At 57.4% G+C, this 14,951-nt stretch carries 16 protein-coding genes; 5 read left to right on the top strand and 11 right to left on the bottom strand.

From position 1 onward, the window contains the following. The coding region (locus tag Q672_RS0117060; protein ID WP_031226093.1) for a DUF3617 domain-containing protein at nt 1–231 on the top strand (231 nt) is incomplete at its 5' end. A gap of 91 nt (nt 232–322) precedes the next feature. Here the strand turns inward: Q672_RS0117060 and Q672_RS21885 are convergent. From Q672_RS21885 to topA, 7 genes are all read right to left on the bottom strand, one after another. Next, the gene (locus Q672_RS21885; protein WP_022984568.1) at nt 323–1,228 is read right to left on the bottom strand and encodes a PhzF family phenazine biosynthesis protein; all 906 of its coding nucleotides are present in this window, start codon (nt 1,226–1,228) and stop codon (nt 323–325) included. 72 nt (nt 1,229–1,300) lie between these two features. Continuing rightward, nucleotides 1,301–1,939, bottom strand: a complete 639-nt coding sequence (locus tag Q672_RS21880; protein ID WP_022984567.1) for a TetR/AcrR family transcriptional regulator — start codon at nt 1,937–1,939, stop codon at nt 1,301–1,303. Between the two features lie 79 nt (nt 1,940–2,018). Beyond that, nucleotides 2,019–3,302, bottom strand: coding sequence for a hypothetical protein (locus Q672_RS21875; RefSeq protein WP_022984566.1), 1,284 nt, complete (start codon nt 3,300–3,302; stop codon nt 2,019–2,021). A gap of 4 nt (nt 3,303–3,306) precedes the next feature. Then, a complete protein-coding gene (locus tag Q672_RS21870; protein WP_022984565.1) occupies nt 3,307–4,098 on the bottom strand; it encodes an outer membrane lipoprotein-sorting protein in 792 nt (263 codons plus the stop codon). 154 nt (nt 4,099–4,252) lie between these two features. Beyond that, nucleotides 4,253–5,035, bottom strand: a complete 783-nt coding sequence (locus tag Q672_RS21865; RefSeq protein WP_022984564.1) for an alpha/beta fold hydrolase — start codon at nt 5,033–5,035, stop codon at nt 4,253–4,255. 189 nt (nt 5,036–5,224) lie between these two features. Further along, nucleotides 5,225–5,755 (bottom strand): hypothetical protein, encoded by a 531-nt coding sequence (locus tag Q672_RS21860; protein WP_022984563.1) that lies wholly within the window; start codon nt 5,753–5,755, stop codon nt 5,225–5,227. A gap of 177 nt (nt 5,756–5,932) precedes the next feature. Further along, on the bottom strand, nt 5,933–8,665 hold the full coding sequence (gene topA / locus Q672_RS21855; RefSeq protein WP_022984562.1) for a type I DNA topoisomerase: 2,733 nt from the start codon (nt 8,663–8,665) through the stop codon (nt 5,933–5,935). A gap of 214 nt (nt 8,666–8,879) precedes the next feature. Between topA and Q672_RS21850 the strand changes: the two genes are divergently transcribed. Next, nucleotides 8,880–9,326 carry a universal stress protein gene (locus Q672_RS21850; protein WP_022984561.1) on the top strand — a complete coding sequence of 149 codons (447 nt, stop codon included), beginning with the start codon at nt 8,880–8,882 and terminating at the stop codon, nt 9,324–9,326. A gap of 63 nt (nt 9,327–9,389) precedes the next feature. On the opposite strand, the gene Q672_RS21845 is transcribed toward Q672_RS21850, so the two are convergent. Further along, on the bottom strand, nt 9,390–10,040 hold the full coding sequence (locus Q672_RS21845; protein ID WP_022984560.1) for a cyclic nucleotide-binding domain-containing protein: 651 nt from the start codon (nt 10,038–10,040) through the stop codon (nt 9,390–9,392). A gap of 264 nt (nt 10,041–10,304) precedes the next feature. Here Q672_RS21845 and lexA point away from each other — a divergent pair, with 264 nt between their 5' ends. The 3 genes from lexA to Q672_RS21830 are packed head-to-tail and all read left to right on the top strand — an operon-like array spanning nt 10,305 to nt 12,169. Next, nucleotides 10,305–10,919 carry a transcriptional repressor LexA gene (lexA, locus tag Q672_RS21840; RefSeq protein WP_022984559.1) on the top strand — a complete coding sequence of 205 codons (615 nt, stop codon included), beginning with the start codon at nt 10,305–10,307 and terminating at the stop codon, nt 10,917–10,919. A gap of 31 nt (nt 10,920–10,950) precedes the next feature. Next, the gene (locus Q672_RS21835) at nt 10,951–11,367 is read left to right on the top strand and encodes a DUF1499 domain-containing protein (RefSeq protein WP_022984558.1); all 417 of its coding nucleotides are present in this window, start codon (nt 10,951–10,953) and stop codon (nt 11,365–11,367) included. Then, nucleotides 11,318–12,169 (top strand): TatD family hydrolase, encoded by an 852-nt coding sequence (locus Q672_RS21830; protein WP_022984557.1) that lies wholly within the window; start codon nt 11,318–11,320, stop codon nt 12,167–12,169. The genes Q672_RS21835 and Q672_RS21830 overlap by 50 nt, the downstream gene beginning before the upstream one ends. Nucleotides 12,170–12,184: 15 nt before the next feature. Here Q672_RS21830 and Q672_RS21825 read toward each other — a convergent pair whose 3' ends face one another. The 3 genes from Q672_RS21825 to rlmKL are packed head-to-tail and all read right to left on the bottom strand — an operon-like array spanning nt 12,185 to nt 14,885. Further along, nucleotides 12,185–12,580: a DUF6482 family protein gene (locus Q672_RS21825; RefSeq protein ID WP_147393873.1), complete on the bottom strand. Its 396-nt coding sequence runs from the start codon at nt 12,578–12,580 to the stop codon at nt 12,185–12,187. Next, complete coding sequence (locus tag Q672_RS21820) at nt 12,535–12,774, bottom strand: glutaredoxin family protein (RefSeq protein ID WP_022984555.1); 240 nt, start codon at nt 12,772–12,774, stop codon at nt 12,535–12,537. Before Q672_RS21820 ends, Q672_RS21825 begins: the two co-directional genes overlap by 46 nt. After that, entirely contained in the window at nt 12,771–14,885 is a 2,115-nt protein-coding gene (gene rlmKL, locus Q672_RS21815; RefSeq protein WP_022984554.1) for a bifunctional 23S rRNA (guanine(2069)-N(7))-methyltransferase RlmK/23S rRNA (guanine(2445)-N(2))-methyltransferase RlmL, read from the bottom strand. The genes Q672_RS21820 and rlmKL overlap by 4 nt, the downstream gene beginning before the upstream one ends. Nucleotides 14,886–14,951: the final 66 nt, after the last annotated feature.

Below are 14,951 nucleotides of genomic sequence, written 5' to 3'. Positions count from 1 at the left end.
GAAAGCTGGAAAGAAGACAATTGTGATACTGGGGATATCAGAACAACTGATAAAGGGCTGGAATGGGAAGCAGAATGCACAATGCCTGGCAGCAATGCCAAAACCCGAATTACCGGCAAAATGGTGATGCATAACAGCAAGCACTACAGCACAGACATCACCGTCAAAGGCAATCACCACAGCATGAAGACTCACAGTGAAGCAAAGTGGGTAGGTGCCTGTAACGAATAGACCAGCGCCAGCCTGTTGGCTCGTTACCGGTATGCCTGGCAAGGCGCTGAATTGCCCCGGTATCGCGCCAACGGGTAGACGACAGAGGCTTTCAGGATACCAGCAGTGAGCCTGTTCCCATTTTCACCACATTACCCCCGATGCGGCATCGCAACTGCTTGCCAGGGTGCTTATCGAACTCCACTCGCAGCAGGCTCTTCCGGGTGTCGGGGCTGCCACGGTCCACAGACAAGGTATGCGTGCCTGGCACGGTTTCCTTCTGCTCAGCCAGATAAGCGATAAACTCAGGCATGACATTACCGATGGGAGGAAATACATCCCGAGGCAGGTCCGGGCTGATTATCCGCCCATGGAAATCAGACTCACCCGTGATGCTTCCCGGTGCAAACAAGAAAACTTCCGAGGTATAGATATTTCCGGCCAGCCCCGCCCAGTGCTCTGCATTCAGGCTGGCAGCCAGCACATGCTCGGGCTTGGTAAACGGTATGATCAGCGTCGGCTTATCCACGCTCACCACCATAGGTTTGTACTTACTAAAGGCGATATGCTTATCGTCGATATTAAGAGCGGCTGCCAACCGAGGAATTTCCGGGGTATAACGGTCGATGGATGGACTGAGGACACGGGCAAATTGAATGGCACCGGGCCCGTTATCCGTCTTGTCAATAAAGCTTTCTATCTGCTGGTCATTTTGCTTCAGCAGGTATGACGAAAACGTCCCCTGATCATCGGCCAACCCCATTTCATACGCCACATAAGAGGCAGCCAAAATAGTATGCGCGCCAAATAGCTGCTGCCCTCGGGGGGTGAAAACACTTACCGGAGAGGCGGCATTGTCCGGCTCGATAAACACGGTTTCGGTCTGCTGGAATTCGCTGGCGATCGCGGTCTTCCCCTGTGCATCCATGCTCTTTCCCGTCAGCATCACGACGGGGATTTGGGTGCCCTGAAACGGAGCCCCCGCGAATACATCCAGCAATGCGTAATCAAGCGCCATAATCAACGTCCTCGTTGTTTTCTTATGACTATGCCTGATGGAGCCGGATTTTCAATAATGAGAGCAGGCGAGCTAAACTGCGGGTACCGGCGCCTTGATACCGCCAACAAGAAATGGCAACAAGCGCTGGGTAATATCCGCCTCAGTCACATCCATGTTGAAGTCGTTGCGACTGATATCCTTCAGTGATTCAAGGCCCGAAAGGGTAAAGATCGTCGCCCCCAGACTGAACTGGACCCGCCAGAACAACTCCCGGGGCGGCACATCTGGAACCGCACGCTGCATGTGGTCTTGCAGGCGACGAAATACTGCGCCGTACTGTTGGTGCAAATATTCGCGCAAGTGCCCCTGGGGCTGACTGTAGGCCTGCCCGGACAAGCGGAAGAAGATCGCAGCGCGCTGAGGATCTTCCGGGTGAGACCCCAGCACCAAACGCGACATGATGCCGAGAATGTTCTCCGGGGTATCCGCTACACCACTAGCCTCCATCTCATCCAGCTTGGCGTCCAGCGCAGCACAAAATGGCGTCAGGAAGCGTTCAAACACGGCCTGTACCAGCGATTCCTTGGAGCCAAAGTGGTAGTTCACCGCAGCCAGATTCACACCTGCCTTGCTGGTAATGGCACGCAGGCTGGTTTCCGCAAACCCTTTCTGGGCAAACAGCACTTCTGCCGTATCCAGGATTCGGTCAACCGTTCCTGCCTGTGCCATAGCTTCGCCCCTGAGCATCGTTCAAAACATACGTTTCAAACATACGTTTGGCGGCATGCCTGGTCAAGGGACGCCGCCCTCAGAAGTAATACACCAGCTCTGCCTGCACAAAGTCCGATCGGCTGATCGGGCCAAGCCCAGGGTTGGTGTTGACGTTGCGCAGGATATCCCGGTACAGCGCTGAAGGGCTGCGGGGGTCTTGCGCATCAGTGTAGAAACGGGCTTCCAGGGTGGCTTTCAGGTTATTGCCAAAGCGGCGGCTGGATTCCAGGCTGAAGGCCTTTTCTTCATTGTCGGTATCGTAAATCACGCCCGCCAGAATTTCGGTAGACGCCACATCGTTAAAGGTGAAGCGGGTCCCCAACAGCACATCGCTGGCCATGGGGGACGCCAGGCTGTCTTCACGGTCTTCCCAGATATATTCCACGATCCAGCCCAGATCGGCCGCCGAGCCGAACAACCCCACCTGGGTATACTCAAAACCGCCATCCAGCGCGTAGAAACGATCGCCCTGCCCGGAACGGCTGATGGCTTCCAGTTTCCACAACCAGCCGTTCTGCAGGTATTGCAGCTCAAGGCCGGTCTGGTCGATGACGTTGTACACCGGGGTGAATTCCGGGTCACTGCCGGCAGGCAACTGCCCGGTGGCCAGTAACGTCTGCAGCTCCGCCATGGTCAGGTTCTGGGGAATCAGCAAGGGGTCGCGGCTGGTACCGGAAAAATGCGACAGGGCAAACTCGATCCCGTTATCGAAGTACTGCTGGTATCGAATGGCAAAGTCCACCCGGCCCTCCTCCTGGGAGGACTCGTAAACGGCGTCATCAGACACCGGTAACGGCGTACGAGGCCGGCCTTCTTCTCCGGCATAGGTGCGCTCACGGAAACCGGGCAGCACGAACAGGTCCACAATGCCCCAGTCGCGCACCAGTGACAGGTTGATCATCGGCTGGCCGAGTTTTTCCTCGCCATCCACCTGATCTACCTGGTCGGTCTGGTTGATGATGTCCACCAGGTGGCGCCCTTCGGTCACCCCCCAGAACACCTTGCGGATACCGACCCGCGATTCCCAACCGTTACCCACATGAATCCAGGAAAGCTCGCGGATATCCCAGTGGGTCCGTTGGCTGTCGTTTTCATCAACACGGGCGTAAGGAATGAAGGTGAACAGATCGTCCCGGTCGTTCCACTCGTGGAGAATTTCCGGTTTCAGGTAGGCCGAACTGTTGGTGTCGTAGTCGGCTTGCGGGTAGGGAGAATCCTGGGTGAAGTAACGCCCTTCCAGCGCGACCTCGCCACGAAACTCCCACGCAGGAGCCAGAAGCGGCACCGCCAGCAGCGGTGCCGTCACAAACCATTTATTCATGATATCAACGCGCGCGTTTCAGGCTGTTCTGGTTGAAGTCCGCTTCCGTGAGGCCGGTGTCGTACTGGTAGTTACTCCAGAACAGGTCTGTGGCCTTGCCGGTCTGGTGGTTAACCATGGACATCTTGGCCGGTTGCCAGAACTTGTCCTTGTACTGGGTGAAATCGCTGGATTCCAGGGTTTTCAGCAGGCTGTCGCGGCGGTCGTAGTAATCCACTTTCCAGGTGCGGTATTCCTGCTGGTCCAGCCAGACCACCATCTTGGTGTAGCCGGAGTGCTCATCCGTGGGGTAGCGCTCCATCACAAAGCAGGTCAGCTCGCCACACGCTTCATCGCGCAGGTATTTGTAGGTGTACTTCTCGACCTCCTGGCCACGCATGTCCTCGAAGCTGAATTCACTGCCCATGAAGGGGCCGGACTTGTTCCGCGACGCGATGGTCTTCACCCGGCGCAAGGCGGGCAGATACAACCACTGGTCATCGTCCTTGTTCTTGTAGCTGAAGGTGAGCATGGCCGTGCCACGGACATCGCGGGGGGTATCGAAGATCGTCAGGCTCTTGTCACCCTCGTCTTCTCCTTTGCCTTCCAGGGTTTTTACCCGCAGCTCACGATCGGCACGGTCACCCCGCTTGGTGATCAATACCATCTTCATGTCGGCCTGGAAGTCACCAAAGCCCTCGCCGCGACGATCCGCTTCGCGGGCGATTTCCAGCCCTTTTTCTTCCGGTGTCTGGGCGTTGGCAAGGGGCGCAGCCATGGCCAGAGCCAGACCCGCAATCAGCAGACGAGATTTCATGAAGTCCTCATTACAGCTTGTTCGTGGTGGTGCGCCCGGCGGGCAACACTGTGTTTACCACATGATAGCGAGTTCTCAGGAAACAGCGATGCCGAAAGGGCCAAAATCTGAACCGGATTTACCCCTCGTCCGCAGTACAGTGGCAAGAGGTCACTCAAGCGCCGGCGGAGGCCACCTGAAACTTGCCGTGCTGCAGGAACGTGACAATCTGCTGGATGACCTTCCTTTTACGCATGATGAAGGCATGACTGGCGGGCATAACAATAAAGTCTTTCATTTCGGCGAGCCTGGCACTGTCCAGTGAGACCTTGCCGTCATCGCGGCCCGGGATCATCCATGACAGCCACGGGTCCACTGTGCGATTGCCCATGATGATACCGATTTCACCGGGAATCGGTGCCAGGCTTGCCGTAACGCCATCCGCCCCCGTGCCCAGTTGCTGGCCAGCAGGGCCGGTGAGCTTTTCAAACAGCCACCAGTCCTGCATGCGATCCACCACTTCGCTGCCGTGGTTGGGCGGCGACAGCATGACAATACGCCCGAGCTGCTCGATCTGATTATCCTGCAAATAGGCGCGCACCAGAATGCCGCCCATGGAGTGAGTCACAAAGTGCACCTGACCGCGGGCGTTGGCCTGGCACCAGTCCAGCCCCTGGCGGATTTCCGACGCGGCCAGCGCCTCCACCGTGGCTTGGGTGGAAGGGTAATCCCGGTTGTAGACCTGATAGCCGGCACCGCGCAGGGAGTCTTCGATGCGCGACATGGCCCAGGCTGAACGACGCAACCCATGGAGCAACACCACGCAGTCCTCTTGCACCTCGGCCTGATGCTGTCTTGACGCGACACCTGCAGCCTGAGCCACCTGCACAGGCCACAGGCTGGCAACGACCACCGACAGAACAAGGGAAAACCAGGAAAACAGGGTTGGGCTGGGCATGTGTACCTCCGTTTCACGAAGGGCCATGGCCCTGCTCGAGGGGGCAGACAATGGTGTCTGCCTTGCAAGCATTGGTGGCAAAAGGGAGAGATTCAATCCCCCACCGGGATCAGCGGCGGCAAAATCAGGCCGAAACGCCCGACACACGCATCCCGTCACACAGGCAAGGGCGCTTTCGGTTGAGCCGCGTTACCACTCCTCCAGATACCCCACACAGTGTTCCAGCAACTCACTGACGCGGATGATGGCCTGTGCCAGCCGCTCCAGATCACCCTCCGCCAGAGGCGCGTAGCGATCTTCGGCCATCAGGTTAAGCGCGTTGGCCTCGCTGGGAGGCGTTGGCCGACGAGCCAGCCCCGATGCGCCCATGGCCGTTTGCATCTCGCCATCCAGCCAGGCCACCAGATCACCCCGGTCCTTGCGAGCCTGGGCAATGACGGCCAGTTCCGGAGCCTCTACCCCCGCTGACGCGAATGCCTGCTCAAGGGCACCCAGGCTGAACAGGGTATCCGCACCAGGCACCTGGTAGGTCCTGGCGGACTGCCGCAGCAGCCCCACCAGAGAAGAATACACATGGAATACCACTGCACCACGTAGCGCCAAACGCACGGTGGGCACTGCCCCGGCCTGCTCACCGGTCAGCTGGCGGAGCATGGCCTGGGCGAAGTAAACCCGCTCTCGCAGGCCACTGACAGCATTATCACGAACCATTCGGGACATAACAAAATCCTGGCAAAAAGCGGCAAGCGACGGGCCTCAAGCAGCAAGGCGCAAGAGAGGCCGTCGCGTAGAAGAGGTTCTACCCACGTTCTTGTGTCATCGCAGCACGGAGCCCCATGCGTTCAGAACAAGAGATGTGAGCCTCGTGTTGTCGCTTGCCGCTTGTAGGGTGTGTCTTTACTTCTTGGCGGCGGCCTTTTTCCTGGCCGGGGCCTTCTTCTTCGCTGCCGCTTTTTTCTTGGCAGGGGCTTTCTTCTTGGTCTGCTCTTCTACCCACTTGCCGTCACGGTAGAAGGCCATCCAACCGGTCGCCTTGCCGTCGATCTCGCTCATGACATACTGCTCTTTCGCCTTGCGGCTATAGCGCAGCACCCCGGGGTTGCCGTCTGGGTCTTTCGCAGGGGCCTCAGCCAGATACTTGTGCTTGGGATCCAGCTGTTCCGCCACGCTCTGGATTTCTGCAATCAGCGGCGGCCGGGTTTCACGGTTTTTCGGGAACTTGCTGGCCGCCAGGAACAATCCGGACGCACCATCACGCAGCAGGTAATGATCATCTTCGTACTTCTCGCACTGAAGATGCGGCATGGGGATCGGGTCCGCCCGTGGCGGTGCCGGCTCACCATTCTTGAGCAGCTTGCGGGTATTACCGCAATCGTCGTTGGTGCACTTGAAGAACTTGCCAAACCGCCCGGTGCGCAGCTGCATCTCGCTGCTGCACTTTTCACATTCCAGTGTCGGACCATCGTAGCCCTTGATACGGAATTCACCCTGCTCGACAACATAGCCATCACAGTCCGGGTTATTACCGCAGACATGCAGCTTGCGCTTTTCGTCGATCAAGTAGTTTTCCATGGCGGTGCTGCATTTGGGGCAACGCTTCTTGTTACGCAGCTCCTTGGCTTCCGCCTCTTCATCATCGGCATTCACGGCCACCGCTTCTTCACCGGGCAGAAGGTTCAGCGTGGCCGTGCAACGCTCCTTGGGCGGCAGGCTATAGCCTGAGCATCCCAGGAACACCCCGGTGGAACCGGTGCGAATCTGCATGGGCCGGCCACAGGTGGGGCAATCGATATCGGTATCGGTCGGCAGGTTGGCACGCATACCGCCTACCGCCTGCTTGCCGGACCCTTCGCCCTGGGCGGATTCGAGTTTGGCGACAAAATCCCGGTAAAACTCGTCGAGAACGTCTTTCCAGTGACGGCCACCGTCGGCGATCTCGTCAAGGATCTCTTCCATACCAGCGGTGAAACCGTAATCCATCAGGTTGGGGAAGTTTTCCACCAGACGGTCAGTAACGATGTCACCCATTTTTTCGGCATAGAAACGGCGGTTGTCCTGACGCACATAGCCACGATCCTGAATCGTGGAGATGATCGCCGCATAGGTAGACGGACGACCAATCCCGCGCTTCTCCAGCTCTTTCACCAAGCTCGCTTCGGTAAAGCGTGCCGGCGGCTTGGTGAAATGTTGCTCGGCCTCAACGCTATCGATGGCCAGGGTATCGCCCTCACCCACATCCGGCAGCAGGGTATCTTCCTGGCCCTTGCGGGAAGCCGGCGGCTGGATACGGGTCCAGCCGTCGAATTTCATGATCCGCCCCTTGGCCTTCAGCTCGTAACCCTTGGCGGTTGCGGTCAGGGTGGTGCTCAGATACTCCGCCGGGGGCATCTGGCAGGCAATGAACTGGCGGCGAATCAGCTCGTAAAGGCGCTGCGCGTCACGCTCCATATCCTTGAGGTGCTCGGAGCGACGGTTCACATCGGAAGGACGAATGGCTTCGTGGGCTTCCTGGGCGCCTTCCTTGCTGGAATAGGACAGCGGTTTTTCCGGCAGGTACTTGTCACCCAGGTTTTCACCGATCCACTCACGGCAGGCCGTAACGGCATCTGCACTCAGGTTGGTAGAGTCGGTACGCATATAGGTAATGTGGCCCGCTTCGTAGAGCCGCTGAGCCAGCATCATGGTCTTCTTCACGCCGAAGTTAAGGCGAGTGCTGGCGGCCTGTTGCAGGGTCGAGGTGATGAACGGCGCAGAAGGCCGGGACTTGGTGGGACGTTGCTCACGCTGAGTAATCGTCAGCTTGCCCGCCTCCGCCAGGGCCTGGCGATGGGCATGCGCATCGTCACCATTATTGGGTCGGAAATTCTCCCCCTGGTGCTTGGCTACCTGCAGGCGCAGGGCTTCGCCATCACCGGTATGGGTATCGCTGTACATCTCCCAGAACTCTTCCGGGATAAAAGCGCGAATTTCCCGCTCACGCTCAACCACCAGCTCCACTGCCACAGACTGAACCCGACCGGCAGACAGGCCGCGGGCAATTTTTTCCCACAACAACGGGGAAATCATGAAGCCGACGACCCGGTCCAGGAAACGGCGAGCCTGCTGGGCCTCGACGCGGTGCAAATCGAGCTTGCCGGGCTCCTCAAACGCCGCCTGAATGGCTTTCTTGGTAATCTCGTTGAATACCACCCGGTCAAAACGGCTGTCGTCGCCACCGATCACTTCCCGCAGGTGCCAGGCAATGGCCTCCCCTTCGCGGTCCAAATCCGTTGCCAGATAGATACGGTCAGCCTTGGCCGCGAGACGCTTGAGCTCATCGACCACTTTGTCCTTGCCGGGCAAGATCTCGTAATGGGCATCCCAGCCTTTTTCCGGATCGATACCCATGCGGTTGACCAGCTGCGCCTTGGCCTTCTTCTTTTTATAGGCTTCGCGTTCGTCCTTGGGCAACGAGCGTGTGTAGGCAGCCTCTTTGGCGCGTTCCTGAGGGGTACTCTTTTTGGAGCCACCGCTAACCGGCAAATCCCTCACGTGCCCCACACTGGACTTCACGATGAAGTCATCGCCCAGGTAACGATTAATGGTCTTGGCCTTGGCAGGCGACTCCACAATGACTAGCGATTTTCCCATTCTCAGGTACTCAACATCCGATCTAAGGCTTGCGATGGGCGCTATTTAGACAGCGCCGGTATAGGCGGGTCAAGCAACATGTGCCCCCCGGATCCTTTTTTAGTAGTAGTACAAGCAGAGGTGGAAGAGCAACCCTGTACTGTGAATTACCCCGCTGGCAACCACTGCAAGGCGAGTTATACTGCCGGGAAAGACGGCTTTCATGGAGAGAATCGTGCCTACGCCCTATCGCAAGATCCTGGTTGCCATCGACGGCAGCGATGAATCCGCACAGGTGCTATCCCGTGCCGCTGGCGTCCTGTCTGGCAACGAAGGAGAGCTTCACCTCATCCATGTGATCGAACCGCTGGCGCTGGCCTACGGCGCCGATGTCCCCATGGATGTCACTGACCTGCAGACCGGGCTGATGGAACAGGCCCGGGAAATGGCCAGGCGCTATGCCCAGCGTTACCAGATTCCCGATGGCAACGTGCACGTAGAGCTGGGGTCTATCGAGAAGACCATCCTCGACAAGGCCGACAAGCTGGAGGCCGACCTGATTGCTGTCGGCAGCCACACGCGCAGTGGTCTGGCGTTGCTGCTGGGATCCACGGCGCGCGGTCTGGTCCCCGGTGCCCATTGTGATGTCCTGGCAGTGAAGGTCGACCAGAAAAGTGGGTGATACAAGGCCAGGATACTGGCAGCCCGCGACCGCGGACTGCCAGCACGTTATTCCGACTCTTTGTTACGTTAGCTGGATATTCCCGGTATTCGCCTGACTTTCTTCATTCCAGCGACAAAGCAGTTCAGCTAATCCCTGTGCCTGCTCACACAGTGCCCGCAATTCTTCTTTGCTGCCTTTCTCGCCCTGAAATACGGGAAGCTTGCGCATTGACTGTACCAATTCGTGCTGCGGTGCCTGCATGCGTTTCACTTCCAGCGTCCAGCGAATGTGGTGCACGATCATATGAAAAAAGGCTAACCGGGTCGGCAACGAATACGGGCTTTGCTCGTCATTGAAAGCATTGAAATCCAGGCTCGCCACTACCGCTTCACGAGCACTGTCAGCCACCTTGATCGTGGCACTTCTAGGGGTCCCCAGCAGCATAGACAACGAGCCAAAAACCTCCCCGGGAGAGACATAGTAAAGCGGCGCCTGCCCTTCCTGCTCTGCATGGACTTCCAGCTGGCCTCGCAAGAGAAAATACAGCGTGGAATCCACATCCCCGGCACGAATCACCGTGTCGCCGGAGCTGGCCACCCACAACCGCGTGTTCTGCTCAAGCAAGGAGAACTGAACCTGGTCATCCCTCGCAATTTCATTGAAAAACGGAACACCGGAAAGTAACTGCCGAACCCGCTGCTGGCCGAAATCGTTATTGTTGGCCTGCTCCATCTACACTCCCCGTCTCATCTGCACCATGGCTTGATGGATATGAAAACCTAATGCTAGTGCGCGCACTCGAGCAGGGCAACGGCAGTAATGACAAAGAACGAGAATTGACTGGTCAGGAGAAACTGGACAAATAACACTGTTCATATTGCCAGTACCCATGCTAGGATCAAATTCATCGACCCATTGTCCCCTTTGGATGACAGAGGCTGTCAGAAAATACGCACATGGCAAGGCGCTATTTCTGACAATCATACGGAGAAGGTTATGAGCAGCAAACTGACTGAACGCCAGCAACAGGTACTGGATTGCATTCGTGAATGCCTGGCCGATACCGGCATGGCGCCCACCCGAGCTGAAATCGCCGACATCATGGGCTTTCAGTCCAAGAATGCCGCATCGGATCATCTCCGCGCCCTGGAACGCAAAGGGTACATCAAGCTACATAGCGACCGCTCACGTGGTATCCAACTGCTCGATAACGCCTACTGGTCAGAAGAAGAATTGCCCATCGTCGGCAAGGTTGCGGCCGGTGTCCCCATCGAAGCCATTGAAAACGTGGAACGTACAGTCCCCGTCCCGCAAGGCTTGTTCAAGCAGCGCCCGACTTACCTGTTGAAGGTTCAGGGCGACAGCATGATCGATGCCGGCATTTTTGATGGCGACCTTATCGCAGTACGTAAATCGAACGTGGCTCGCAACGGTGAGATCGTAGTGGCCAGAATTGACGAGGAAGTCACGGTCAAGACGTTAAAATTGAATAAATCGAGTGCTACCCTGCTACCTGCGAATGAGGCCTATGAGCCCATCAAGGTACCAGCCGACCAGCTGGTGATCGAAGGCATTTTCGTGGGGTTGATCCGTGATCCGAATTCTTATTAGTCTCCTTGTTCTGGTACTGAGTAGCAGTGTGATGTCAGACGATAATAACTTACTCGCGCCCTGCCCGAATTCCCCCAACTGTGTGTCCAGTCTGAGCGGCAGCAAGGACCACTGGGTTGCCCCTCTTAAGGTTTCGGATAATCGCGACACCAGCCTGCAACGCCTGCAGACCTTGCTGGATGCCGAACCGCGGGTAGAATATGACGTAGTCGGTCAATCTCGAATCCAGGCCCGCTTCAAGAGCCTGGTACTTCGCTTTACAGATGATGTGACCTTCTATGTACGCGACAATGGCGTCGTTGAGGTTCGCTCTGCGTCCCGAGTGGGTTATTGGGATTTAGGTGCCAACCGCCGTCGGGTAGAATCGCTGCGCAGTAAATTGGCAGAGTTGAAATCCGATGACACTACCGCACAACACTCCTCACAAAACGCGCATCCACTGGGCTGATATCGGCGTTAATCTGACGGACAAGCAGTTCCGCGATGACCGTGATAATGTCCTCAAGCGCGCCCGCGCCGCCGACGTCAGCTGGCAACTAATCACGGGCACCAGCCTTGAGGAATCGCGGCAGGCAGTCGCACTGGCATCACAGCATGACGACTTGTACGCAACGGCAGGCCTTCACCCCCACGGTGCACGCTTTTATTCGCCAGAAACAGAAAAAGAGCTGCGTGAGTTGCTTCAGTCACCAGAGGTCCGTGCGGCTGGAGAAATGGGGCTGGACTTTAACCGGGACTTCTCCCCCCGACCAGCCCAGGAAAAAGCGTTCGAAGCCCAACTAGCCTTGGCGGTTGAAGCGGGTCTGCCGGTTTTCCTTCACGAACGTGATGCCTATGAACGTTTCCTTCCCATTCTCAAGGCTTGGCGACACCAACTCAAAGGAGCCGTTGTGCATTGCTTCACGGGCTCAAAACGGGCGCTGTTCGACTATCTGGATCTGGATTGCCACATCGGTATTACCGGCTGGGTGTGCGATGAACGGCGAGGCAGGGAGCTGGCCGCTTTGGTGCCCAATATTCCTGACAATCGCCTGCTGCTGGAGACAGACGCTCCCTATTTGATCCCGAGAAACCTGCCCACTGCACCGCCCCTGAAAAGGCGCAACGAGCCCGCCCTTCTACCCTGGATCGGACAGTGCGTAGCATTACTCCGCGACCAGACAATTGACGTGGTGGCTGCAAACACGACAGCTAACGCCTGCGAACTCTTTGCAACGGCATCACCAGAGCAGATGATAGCCCCCGATTAGAGGGCTGCCAGTACTTTACCTGCTGTGATCGCTACGCCAATGAAAGCCCACTTGCAGTGGCGGGATGGTTTCGCCCTCTGGCTGCCCCACCATCTCTGCATGAGCAGAGTGGTGAATCAGGGTTGCCTTGTTTGTCGATATTCCTGATAGCTGGTTATTGGCATGCTCGGGCCCGTTAAACCGTTGGATTTTTCCGTCCTGCCCAACAATCCAGAACCATTGCCCATTTAAAAAGACACGCACGGTGCACACAGAAAGACACGCAGAGGTGATTTGAATTTCCTCAACCTGTTTATTCGTCAGCTGTTTTGCAGTTAGAGTATTCATGTCTCCAGCATCGACGACATGCTGTGAATTTAACGTTATTACCCCTTCAGAAAACGCTGAAGATCCAGCAGACCAAAGGGCCATGACAGCTCACTGTCGCCAAGCGCAAGAACGGGGATCCGCTCCCCGTATTTAGCGATCAGTTCATCAGAAAGAGCCACATCAACCGCCTCGATCTCAATCCCGGGCTTCACTATGGCCAACATTTGAACCGCCTCCTCGCACAGGTGACAACCGATCGTCGTATACATAACGATGGATTCGCGACGGCCCATCATGGCGCCTCCACATGCCGGATGGCATACAGCACATGGATCTTTTCGTTGCGGCGAAAGTCCTCGGGAATACTCCAGCGAGTCAGATCTTCCACGTCATACCACTTGCGAATGGATTCATCGAGCTGGAAGCGGCGGTAGTTGCACGAAAAATACAGCACCCCACCCCGCTCCAACCGCTTCATTATTTTGCGGATCAAATCGCCATGGTGCTCTTCCACCACGAAGTCACTGCGGGACTTGTTATTGGAGAAGGTCGGCGGATCGCAAAACACGATATCGAACTGCTCGCGGCACTCATCCAGCCAGCGCATGGTATCGGAACGTTCCAGGGCATGCTGGTCCGTTGAAAAGCCATTCAACGCAAGGTTACTCGCCGTCCATTCAAGATACTTTTTGGATGCGTCTACCGTCACGGTACGCTTGGCCCCGCCCACTGCAGCATGCACGGTGGCAGAACCGGTGTAGGCGAACAGGTTGAGAAAACGCTTGCCGCCTGCCTCTTCGGCAATCCGCAAACGTACCGGTCGATGATCCAGAAACAGACCGGTATCCAGGTAATCCTGCAGATTGATCAACAATTGGGCCTGTCCTTCCCGCACTGGCCGGTAGTGACCTTGCCCATCCAGTTTCTGGTATTGCTGTTTGCCCCTTTGCCGTTCTCGCGTGCGCAGGTGGACCTGCTCGCGGTGCACGCCCAGCGCAGCCCTCACCGCCGTCACTGCCAGATCACGACGTGCTTTTGCTTTTTCCGGGTCCACCGTTTTCGGGGCCTTGAACTCCTGCACCAGTACCTGGTCACCGTAGATATCCACGGCCACATTGAACTCGGGGAGGTCTCGGTCATAAAGGCGATAGCACTGGATATCTTCGCGCTCCAGCCAGCGCCGCAGATGCTTGCCATTCTTGCGCAAACGATTAAGGAGCGGCTTGGCGTCTTCGGGGACCTCAAAGGCCGATTCATCGGCCACCCTGACCACCACCGGCGCAGCCAGTGAACGCGGCAGATAACGGCGGATAAAGTTGTTGAAGGGGCCATTCTTCAGGCGCCACTGGGTATCCAGCGTCATCCCGGTCCGGTCCATCACCTGCGCATCTGCCCCCAGTAAAATGGCGGTCCATTGCGGTGCCAGCACAGACACGATGCGCCCCAGACCCAGATGCAGCCATCCTGCCTGTTCCTGCTCGTCCAGGCGCTCGCCCCAGGGCGGGTTGGTGAGCAAGATCCCCTGTTCGGCAAAATCACGCTGGCGCAGGGCGCCCAGCTCACGGCGCTCAAAGTGAATGACCGCTCGAACCCCTGCCCGCTCCGCGTTTTGCTGGGCAAGTTGTATCGCCTTCAAATCGGCATCAAACCCTTTCAGCGACAGCGTAGGCACAGGCCGCTCAGCAGAGTTCGATGCCTCGGCCATGGCGGCTTCCCACAACTGCCGGCGACAACCCCGCCAATGTTGAAAACCATAATGGCGGCGGTTGGCACCTGCGGCCCGCCCAGCTGCCATCAAGGCCGCCTCGATCAACAAGGTGCCTGAGCCGCAAAAAGGGTCCAGCAGTGCGGCTGGCCGGTCTTTGCTGGCCCACCCTGCGGCCCATAGCATGGCCGCCGCCAGCGTCTCGCGCAGCGGCGCCCGACCACCGGCCAGGCGATAACCCCGCCGGTGCAACGGCTCTCCCGCCAGATCAAGCCAAAGGTGCGCTTCGTTCTGGTCCAACCGGGCCCTTACGCAACAGCTGCCACGGGGGTCACGGGAAATGGGGAAGGCATCACCCAGCGCCTGAATAAACCGCTTGGCGCTGATACGGTTATCGCCACGCACACCGAGACCATGCTCCACATGCACGTGCAACGGCGCATCATTGCCCACCAGCGCACGCCAGTCCTGGCTGGCGGCCAACTTTTCCGGGGCAATATCCGGAGTCAGTTGCAGGGTTGCCAGGGGCAATAACACCCGCTCAGCCAGCCGCGACCACAGGCACACCGTCAAGGCATCGGCACTGCCTCCACTGAACACCACATGCGCCTTGCCCGTTTCTGTTACCGGCATTCCCAGGTGGCTCAGTTCTTCGGCCAGCAACGGGGCCAACCCGGGCATGCTGGTAGCGACAAATTCCATTATCTATTCCTCATAAGTGACTGTTTTATGCACAGGAAGAATTTTTATCCATTCAATTTCAACCAG

Origin of the sequence: Alcanivorax sp. P2S70, from assembly GCF_000475295.1 — a bacterium.
Lineage (GTDB): Bacteria > Pseudomonadota > Gammaproteobacteria > Pseudomonadales > Alcanivoracaceae > Alcanivorax > Alcanivorax profundi.
Note: the sequence above shows the minus strand (reverse complement) of the source record. Positions and strands in the feature narration are given on the sequence as shown.

Excerpts from the sequence above, each read along its gene's own strand:
- Q672_RS21885 (WP_022984568.1), bottom strand. The coding sequence starts at position 1,228 with ATGGCGCTTGATTACGCATTGCTGGATGTATTCGCGGGGGCTCCGTTT.
- Q672_RS21880 (WP_022984567.1), bottom strand. The coding sequence starts at position 1,939 with ATGGCACAGGCAGGAACGGTTGACCGAATCCTGGATACGGCAGAAGTG.
- Q672_RS21875 (WP_022984566.1), bottom strand. The coding sequence starts at position 3,302 with ATGAATAAATGGTTTGTGACGGCACCGCTGCTGGCGGTGCCGCTTCTG.
- Q672_RS21870 (WP_022984565.1), bottom strand. The coding sequence starts at position 4,098 with ATGAAATCTCGTCTGCTGATTGCGGGTCTGGCTCTGGCCATGGCTGCG.
- Q672_RS21865 (WP_022984564.1), bottom strand. The coding sequence starts at position 5,035 with ATGCCCAGCCCAACCCTGTTTTCCTGGTTTTCCCTTGTTCTGTCGGTG.
- Q672_RS21860 (WP_022984563.1), bottom strand. The coding sequence starts at position 5,755 with ATGTCCCGAATGGTTCGTGATAATGCTGTCAGTGGCCTGCGAGAGCGG.
- topA (WP_022984562.1), bottom strand. The coding sequence starts at position 8,665 with ATGGGAAAATCGCTAGTCATTGTGGAGTCGCCTGCCAAGGCCAAGACC.
- Q672_RS21845 (WP_022984560.1), bottom strand. The coding sequence starts at position 10,040 with ATGGAGCAGGCCAACAATAACGATTTCGGCCAGCAGCGGGTTCGGCAG.
- lexA (WP_022984559.1), top strand. The coding sequence starts at position 10,305 with ATGAGCAGCAAACTGACTGAACGCCAGCAACAGGTACTGGATTGCATT.
- Q672_RS21835 (WP_022984558.1), top strand. The coding sequence starts at position 10,951 with ATGTCAGACGATAATAACTTACTCGCGCCCTGCCCGAATTCCCCCAAC.
- Q672_RS21830 (WP_022984557.1), top strand. The coding sequence starts at position 11,318 with ATGACACTACCGCACAACACTCCTCACAAAACGCGCATCCACTGGGCT.
- Q672_RS21825 (WP_147393873.1), bottom strand. The coding sequence starts at position 12,580 with ATGGCCCTTTGGTCTGCTGGATCTTCAGCGTTTTCTGAAGGGGTAATA.
- Q672_RS21820 (WP_022984555.1), bottom strand. The coding sequence starts at position 12,774 with ATGATGGGCCGTCGCGAATCCATCGTTATGTATACGACGATCGGTTGT.
- rlmKL (WP_022984554.1), bottom strand. The coding sequence starts at position 14,885 with ATGGAATTTGTCGCTACCAGCATGCCCGGGTTGGCCCCGTTGCTGGCC.